The sequence below is a fragment of the Marinobacter sp. EN3 genome (assembly GCF_000475315.1).
Lineage (GTDB): Bacteria > Pseudomonadota > Gammaproteobacteria > Pseudomonadales > Oleiphilaceae > Marinobacter > Marinobacter nauticus.
This window is the reverse complement of record NZ_AXCC01000066.1, coordinates 1-8373: the sequence shown is the minus strand read 5'-3', so window position 1 is coordinate 8373 and position 8373 is coordinate 1. Positions and strand designations below refer to the sequence as shown.

7 protein-coding genes and 4 tRNA genes are annotated in these 8373 nt (G+C 55.7%); all 11 read right to left on the bottom strand.

What is annotated here, in order from left to right; all coding sequences use genetic code 11:
* Nucleotides 1–79 precede the first annotated feature (79 nt).
* The 11 genes from Q675_RS35370 to Q675_RS35320 all read right to left on the bottom strand — a co-directional run bounded on the left by Q675_RS35370 (nt 80) and on the right by Q675_RS35320 (nt 8147).
* Nucleotides 80–155 (bottom strand) — tRNA-Thr (locus Q675_RS35370).
* A gap of 13 nt (nt 156–168) precedes the next feature.
* A tRNA-Gly gene (locus Q675_RS35365) sits at nt 169–243 on the bottom strand.
* A gap of 10 nt (nt 244–253) precedes the next feature.
* Nucleotides 254–337 (bottom strand) — tRNA-Tyr (locus Q675_RS35360).
* A 40-nt stretch (nt 338–377) separates the two neighbouring features.
* A tRNA-Thr gene (locus Q675_RS35355) sits at nt 378–453 on the bottom strand.
* Nucleotides 454–484: 31 nt separating this feature from the next.
* Nucleotides 485–1129: a hypothetical protein gene (locus tag Q675_RS35350; RefSeq protein ID WP_023012027.1), complete on the bottom strand. Its 645-nt coding sequence runs from the start codon at nt 1127–1129 to the stop codon at nt 485–487.
* Nucleotides 1129–1857, bottom strand: coding sequence for a type III pantothenate kinase (locus tag Q675_RS35345; protein WP_023012026.1), 729 nt, complete (start codon nt 1855–1857; stop codon nt 1129–1131). Before Q675_RS35345 ends, Q675_RS35350 begins: the two co-directional genes overlap by 1 nt.
* A complete protein-coding gene (locus Q675_RS35340; RefSeq protein WP_023012025.1) occupies nt 1854–2813 on the bottom strand; it encodes a biotin--[acetyl-CoA-carboxylase] ligase in 960 nt (319 codons plus the stop codon). Before Q675_RS35340 ends, Q675_RS35345 begins: the two co-directional genes overlap by 4 nt.
* Nucleotides 2814–2917: 104 nt before the next feature.
* Entirely contained in the window at nt 2918–5311 is a 2394-nt protein-coding gene (locus tag Q675_RS35335; RefSeq protein ID WP_023012024.1) for a DUF6160 family protein, read from the bottom strand.
* 12 nt (nt 5312–5323) lie between these two features.
* Complete coding sequence (locus tag Q675_RS35330) at nt 5324–5881, bottom strand: hypothetical protein (RefSeq protein WP_023012023.1); 558 nt, start codon at nt 5879–5881, stop codon at nt 5324–5326.
* Entirely contained in the window at nt 5878–6837 is a 960-nt protein-coding gene (locus Q675_RS35325) for a hypothetical protein (RefSeq protein ID WP_023012022.1), read from the bottom strand. The genes Q675_RS35330 and Q675_RS35325 overlap by 4 nt, the downstream gene beginning before the upstream one ends.
* Nucleotides 6838–6944: 107 nt before the next feature.
* On the bottom strand, nt 6945–8147 hold the full coding sequence (locus tag Q675_RS35320; RefSeq protein ID WP_023012021.1) for a DUF6160 family protein: 1203 nt from the start codon (nt 8145–8147) through the stop codon (nt 6945–6947).
* Nucleotides 8148–8373: the final 226 nt, after the last annotated feature.

Below are 8373 nucleotides of genomic sequence, written 5' to 3'. Positions count from 1 at the left end.
GTTACGCTCAAACTTTGCTTTAGACATTTCGACCAATCTCCCTAATCAACCAGGATCGCAACGTTGACCGGATAAAAAATGGAGCTCATGACCGGAATTGAACCGGTGACCTCATCCTTACCAAGGATGTGCTCTACCGACTGAGCTACATGAGCATTAAAACCAAATTGGAGCGGGCAGCGGGAATCGAACCCGCGTCATCAGCTTGGAAGGCTGAGGTAATAGCCACTATACGATGCCCGCGAGCAATTAGTGGTGGAGGGGGCAGGATTCGAACCTGCGAAGCTTTCGCGTCAGATTTACAGTCTGATCCCTTTGGCCACTCGGGAACCCCTCCCGAACAAATCCGCAAAAGCGAACCTGCTTAAAACTTAAAGTGGAGCTGGCGGACGGAATCGAACCCCCGACCTGCTGATTACAAGTCAGCTGCTCTACCAACTGAGCTACGCCAGCTCACATTCGCCTGTTCAGCGAGGGCGGTATACTACGGATTTTTTTCCGGCCTTGCAACACCTTCACAAGCATTGCTTTCAACGAAATCGAACTCGTAACCGGTTTCCGCTTCAACCGCTTGAACCCATTCACTTTCTGCCATGGATTCAACCTCAAAAACGAGCGCGTATCCTAAACGATTTCGAGGGAACTTGGCCAGCACTACATTCAGATTTGCCTGTTTTTTTTCTGCCATTACCGATTGCGCAGCCTCAAGGGATTCGAACAGCCCCAGGGAAATGGCGTTACGGTACTCTCCACGGGAAACAATGTACGATTCCACGCCCTGAAGATAGAGCTCACGGAACTGGGCTCGCGCTGCTTCCGGCGGCTGCGGAGGAATCAATACCCAATGCAGGGGCGGTAACTCCTTCTCAACCTCAACAATGCCGACTTTATGCTTGAGACCGGCCGCCACATTCTCGGCGTCATCCCTCGCATCAAACATTCCGAGCGTTATCCGTAGACAACTCTCTTCCCGGGAGAGGCTCTCCATGGTCTCGGAAGCCACTTTCAGACTGGAGACACGTGGCAGGGTTCCAGATGAAACGCCGACATAACGGGATGGCTCGATCCAGGCCGGCACAAACCAAACGGCCAGATTGAGAGCTGCCAACAGAAACGCCAGCCACTTCATCACAGAACGCCCGCGCTGGCGATTCGCTCAAGACCGTCAAGCACCATACCCTCAACTACGTTTGCCTCAAGACCAAGGGCCTGCAAACGCCGGGCATCGCCACCGGTCAGATAGATCGCAGAGAGTCCAAAGGCTTTTGCATCGCGATGAATCCCCTGGACAAGGGCCTCGGTGAGCCAGGCCAGACCGTGGTTGACGCATTCGCCGGTCGATTGTCCCGGGCGGGTGTCGAGTTGCTCACTCTGCTCAAATCCAATTCGTGCCGCATCCACTTTCAGACTACGGCGCATCATCTGGAGCCCAGGAAGAATGTAGCCACCGAGGTGTCGCCCGCCGGCATTCACATAGTCCACGGTGACGGCGCTACCAGCATCGACAACGGCGAAAGAAGCCTTACACCTGACCCAGCCTGCCAGCATGGCATGCCATCGATCAGCCCCCATGCGCGACACATCCCCATAGGAATTGGACAGGCCATCGCGCGTCGACTCAGCCCAGCAATATTCAACAGGCACCTTGGCCCGGGCAAGCAACAGTTCATGAAGTTGCGCGCGGGCGCTTTCCGAGGCCACCGTCGACACCAGAATTCTGTCAATGTCAGACCAGTAGCCTGAAAGTCCGATCAGGGGCTCAGCATCTGCCATGACCGCTGCCCCTTCAAGAGGGCCGCCTGTTCCAGTCAGTCGCCATTTCAGGCGGGTATTACCAGCGTCAATCAACAAAATCATTCAGACACCCGCAAACTGATATCGCCCGCCCGCACCGGTATTTCGCCCTCTGCTGTTTTCAGGAGGTAGTTCCCGGTTTCGTCGATACCGCCTCCCACGCCCTTTAATTCACCGTCACGGGTGACGAGGGGCAGGCCGTTAAAGATATCACGGCGCTGCCAGCGCTCCCGGAATTGCCGGAAGCCGCCAGCCTCAAATTCTGTCACTGCTGCCAGAATGTGAGTAATCATCCCGGCAGCGAGTTGGTTGCGAACCCAGGCCTGGTCTGGCCAACGCTTGTCCAGGCTCGTCCAGGGCTGATCAACGTCTTCAGCTTGAGTCATATGCACGTTGATACCGATTCCTGCGATCACCTGAACACAACCTTCCTGGAGTTCGCCCTGGATTTCTACCAGGATCCCACCAAATTTCTGGCCCTGGGCAAACAGGTCATTGGGCCACTTGAGCCCTACCTCACCGCCCCCTACCTGCTCAATGGCATTGGCGACGGCAACGCCCAGGGCCAGACTGAGGCCATCCAGGGCCGAGAACCCACCTTTTATCGACAACCCAAGGCTCAGGTAGAGGTTCTGGCCCTTGGGGCTGGCCCAGTTCCGACCTCTTCGACCACGGCCGGACGTCTGACAGTCAGATAACACCACCGGGAGTGGCGCCGACGTCAGTAGGCGCGCAACCTCGGCGTTTGTGGAATCCACTTCATCCAGAACAGTGAGCTGTATCCGCTCTCGAACCGAAGCATTGAGCTGACCAAGAATGATGTCACGGTCAAGCAGGTCCAGTGCGGACACCAGCTGGTAACCCTGCCCGCGAATGGTCCGTATGTCAGTTCCGTCGGCGATAGCCTTGCGGATATGCTTCCACACCGCCGTCCGGGAAACGCCCAGCTTCTGGGCCAGCGATTCACCGGAATGGATTTCACGATCACTGAGCAGGGACAGCAATGCATTGGATTTCATCAATGAGCTTCCAGACGGGGAATAAACAAGCCCGGATTAAACAACAGGAGGGGATTGAAAAGCAAAGGGGCAGCACTGGCCTTGCCCCTTTACCGGTCGCGACGTCAGGGGATAGGTGTCGCGGTCAGGTTTGCGCGAATATTCACGTTCTGCAGCACGGCGCCGAACACGGCGGTCTGGGCGCCACCCACAGGATGAACCAGATCGATATTATTTATGGTCAGTTCCTTGAAACGGGTTTCCGCCTTGACCGCGAATCCCAGTGGACGGTTCAGGCGATCAGCCTCCGAAGGAGAGGACACATACCGATAACCCTGGGGGGCCGAGGCATCCATAATCTTTTCATCTCCACGGGCGCCATTCACCCCCAGCGAGTCCGCTCCATTTTCTTTCTTCACGACTCGGGTCTGGTAAACGTCAACGGATAGATCGGTTTGAATACCGTAGGTATTGTCGTCGACGCCATCACCATCGAAATCACCACCGTCACTCGTGTAAATATTGTCCAGAACCAGGCGGGTTCCGGAACCATTCACGGCCCGCCCCTGGCCATCGACGGTCCGATTGGTTTCCCACAACAGCGAATTCCGCTTCTCGCTGCTCTGAGCACGGGCGAGGATGTTCTTCATCTCGATCGTGACACCTTCCTCGCCCCGCATTTCCCACTCACCGCCCGATGCCGAACAGGCCGAGGCCGACGCACCAGCGCCACCCACACAGACGTTGCCGGCACCACCAGGCTTGATCAACGTCGTGCTTCCCTGTTCAAAACGCTGGATCTTCAAACGCCCAAGGCTCTCTCCATCGACCCCATTACCGATCCGGACATTGCCGATATCCATGGTGCTCCAGGACTCTTCCGTTGCCAGCGCCAATCCTTCATCGGTAACATCCAGAGTCATGTTACGAACATGACCATCATAGGTCATATCGGTCAGCCAGAGACCTTTCTGGGGCTGCTCACCGTTACCTTCGTCATAAGGAGCGGCAATCACTGCAGCACGACCGTCACGAATGTGAATATCCGAATTAATCGTCAGGCCCTCACCGGAAGCGCCACCGGCTCCGAGCGTCATATGGCCGTCCAGCGTAAAGTCGTAGGCGGGATAGATGCCGAGCGCCAACAACAACTCTGTGCCACCCTGCAATGGCGCGTCATCACTGCCAACGCGCATACCATTAATTCGGTAACCGGCCTTAAGCCCCTCGAAACCAATACGCAAACCGTCATAGAATCGGGTTTCACCCTGGACACCGTCACGGGTGACATTTACGGTGATATCGCCCTGCCCCCAGGACTGAAGCCCACTGATAATCACCCTGTTGCCGTCCTCGGTATAGCTCAGATCAGAAAGCCGGAGGCTCCACTGAGCAGCCAGTCTCAAACCCTGGGCACCGGCATCGGCATGGCCTCCGCCCTGCAGATAGAGCGCATTGGTGTAGTTGCGACCACCAAATACCTGGTCTTCCAACAGAAAGCTCAGGTTGAAGGCCCCAAAGCTCTTACCAGCACCGCCAATCTCAATGGCTCCGACCTCAAACTCGCCTTCCATTCGCCCAAGCGTTAAACCCACTGCCGGACGGCCCCGCCAGTCCTGATCCACATCCAGGCGCAGATCCTGAATACGGTAGGCGCCAGTGATGTCTCTCAAGGCGAGGGAATGACCATCATCGTGATAGAGGAAAGACGCGCTATGAATGGTTGTCTCGTTATCAAACCTCAAACCCTCCCCTGCGCGGCCTCCTGCGGATATATCGGTCGTTGAGGAGAGTTCGTACTGGCCAGAGAGACCGCCATAGCTGGGCAACAGGTCACCGTTACTATTGGTGCTACGGCCATATATCGCAGGATCGCTGGAATATCGAATAGCACCGACCTGCCAGCTACCAGTCACTCTGGGAGCCGTCAGTTCCAGGGTCTGGCCCACCCTTTCCAGAGTTACCCCCAAGGCCTCAACGGACATCGTAATATCGTCCAGAAACACCGAATTGCCGTTGGTTCTGTAGCCCAGGCGGCCGCCCGTCATGGTGTACGCGGAATCAAATTCATAGCCATTTCCACCAGCGGTCTGCTGGCGCAGGCTCAAGGTGCCTTGAAGGCTATGGTCAAAGAAAATACCCCCCATGCTGACACCCGGCGCGCCGGCCAGCCTAATGTCCGAGAATTCGACCCGCCGGTCTTCCACCAGGTATTCAAGATTCAACGCGGCATCGCTGCCAATGTCGATCCTGGTTCGGTGAAATGCGCCCTGCCCGGGCACCTCGGAGGAACCCACACGCATACCTTCCAGATGGACGCCCTTTCCATCGTCGTAATAGGAAAGCTTGTCGGCGGCCATGGTCAGGTCAGTTTCGATGGTAATCCCGCTCTGGCCTCGTATCTCAGACAGCGCCCGGTCATCAAGGCTCTGGAGATCTGCAGCGGTTATCATCGAATAGCTGCCCAGGCCCAGGACGACCGTACTCAGGGGCAGGATTCCGGAAAGCTTACGAGTCATGATGCCTCCTGGCTAAGGGGTTCCATCCGGAAAAACCAGAAGGTTACCCTGCATGATCACGTCCCCCTGCATTTCCACCGCAAAGATGTCGGTTTGCTGAAAGCCGGGGTCAGTTGGTCGTGGCGTGCTACTGGAAGCGATTTTGAACTGTACGTCAGAAAACCGGACAACATTTGGCAAGCCCAGCTCAATCACATCACGGTCAAAGAGTGCACCATCCCCCCCAAAGCCGGAATCGATCGAACGCACCCTCAGGGTCAGACCCTCAAAGGCGAACATCCCCCGAATTTCATCCAGTACCATCCATCCGCCATCCTGCTTCAGCCGATAGGCAAAGCGAGCACCGCATTTCTTATCTGCCTCGTCACACCGGCCAAAGTAGTTGTTCTGAACCGGACCTCCCATTTCGTTGATGCTGATATCGCCAGACAGATAGATCCCCCCCTGACCGGAGATATCAGCCAGGGCCTCGTCCGCGAGCGGCGACATCTCGGAATACGCCAAGGCGGGAAGCAGGGCCGTAAAGAGCAGGCAAAACCGGGTAGCTGAACAACAAGTCAGACGGATCATGGCGCCAAGTCCTTGGTTCTGATTTCCAGGTGCTGAATGAGCATTCCTTCGATGCGGGCGGAGCCAAAATCCCGGTCACCGACACCAAAGTTGCCAATCCGGAGATTGCTCCGGTATTCCGGATTGGTGTAATAGGCTTCATAGAAGTCCCAGGTTGCGGTATCACTGCCATCCCGAAGCCCATTGGCGGCAATCTGCCCGGGTGCCGGTGCAGTAATAGCATCAACCTCCAGCACGAAATTACCCGTACCGTCGACATCAAAAAACACAGGCTGAAGCTCGTTACCGATCGCCAGTTGAAGGACAAAATCGGACATGGTGATGCGGGAGCCACACTCGCTGCCATCCTGAGTACAGGCGTTGATGGTCAACTCCGGAGAGTAGAAGTTCAGCTTGAACTGGCCGGCCATTTGCTGGCGCGCGTCATCACCCCAGAGACGCAGGTAGCTGCCGTCAATTACGGCACTTTTAGCATGGATATTCAGGTTGGCAGAGCGGTCGTCACCCACCGCGACATTCATCTGCATTCCCATATCGGCTCGCTCGCCGATCCAGGATTCAGTTGCGGGGCGGCTTGAACAGGTACCGCTTCCGGCAGCCGCTGAGCCACCCAGGCAATCGTAACCCTCGGCCGCACTGAGCATCGAGGGCGCGGCGATTTCCAACACCGATTTATCTCTGACCCCGATCGTGTTGCCATCCACCACGTCAATTCGCCAGGGATGCAGTAAACGCCCCAGGTTGACCGGGGTCAGATTCTGACCATAGGCGGAATCAGCGCCCGCGATGTACAAGTGATTCACGGTGATATCCACGTCCTGCCCGTCCGTGCTTTTGATGCCCGTGATTCGGAATATACGGGCCTGGTTGCCATTGGCATCCGGCGCGTCGGTTCCATGGGAGAAGGCAAAGTTATCGAGAACCAGGCCTATGCCGGCGCCATCGATCTCGGACATCTCGGACTCATTAAGAGTCACCATCTCAGCCTGGAGGGGCAAAGACCACAAGAGCGCTAACGACAACATTGAAGTGCAGGGGAAGTTGCAGAACCCAAATCCTCTCATCAGAACAGCCCCCGGCCACGGTCTATGTACTCAGTCCGATAACGGTCCGTGCCGTACAACGCCTCATTCAGGTTTACCTCGGTGGCGCCATTGGGGATATTGAAGAATGCACCGGACGTCGCCCGAATAAAGTCCTCCACCGTGATATCGGTTTTCTTGACGTCCTTGAGCCAATCCAGATCTTTGGTCTGAAACGAAATAAAAGCGCCATCGGCGGGACCGGTAATTCGCCGCTCACCATTGACCTCCTCAACCTGGCCAATCGGGAAACTGTTGTAAATATCCAGATCAAAGCAGGAGTCTATTCCCAGCACCATGCAATCCTGGGCATAGACATAGATGTCACCAGCACCGCAGCTGAAGAAGGAACAATCCGGCACCTCAATCTCCGAACTGGATCCCCAGCCAATCAGGTTCTTCAGAGACCAGCGGGTGAATCCGGCGGCACCTTCAAGAACGAACTTTTCCCCGTTCGGAATACCGATATACTCCGCACGAATGGGATCAAGCTCGCCAATGCGCGGGTCATCTTCCGCTCCATAGACCAGCTGCGCCTTGGTGGCGAGCGGACTGCCCGATTCGAGCAAAGGGGTGAGCAGTACAATCAACTGGTCGAAGAAATTGCCGGTGGAGTTAGCCTCCCGCAACCCTTCACCCCGATCGATGATGTCGACATTGACGTTGCCCGTCAGCGTTTCGATCTTTCCGGAAAGAATGCCCATGGACTCGCCAAAGCCAAGGCGAACACCTACCACCTCATTGGTGGTTTCATCAAAGGCAAACTCGAAGAACGGGCTATCGATCATGAACGGAACAATCTCATTCTCGCCATAGGCTGAGCCATCGGGGCGATATTGTCGCGGAGCATCAGGGTTCTTGCTGTAGTAGGCCTGGTTATTGATGTACCCGAGCGCAAAATCGCGGATCAGCACATCGGAAGAACCCTGCTTCTCACCCGCTCGCTCATATCGCCCCATCTCGAGAACATCAACATTGGTATGGATTTCGATATCCATACCGAGATTGACACGGGTATAGGAGGTATTTTCGTTGGGATCGGGATGGTACTGGCGGTCTATGGAGACAAAGGCCTGACCTGTCACCTCGGACAGCTCGGCATCAGAAATGGGCTGCAAATCTGCATGGGCAGCCGAAGACAGCACCATGGACAGCGCGAGGAATAGTCTTTTACGTGTACTCATAGCCATACCTGCCCGCCGTTTGTTGTTATTGACGGCAATGATCGAATGACTGATGAGTGTCTCTGAAGCTGGCTTTTTAGTCTTTTTTTCTGCCAGTCTTGAGGGAATGCTAACGCTATTTACCGAGCGTAACTGTGCGCCTGATCACAGGGTCATATCTGCTCGCTTTCCTGCAGGCAATAAAAAACCCCCGACAGCGAAGCTGTCGGGGGTTTTAGGTATTAGG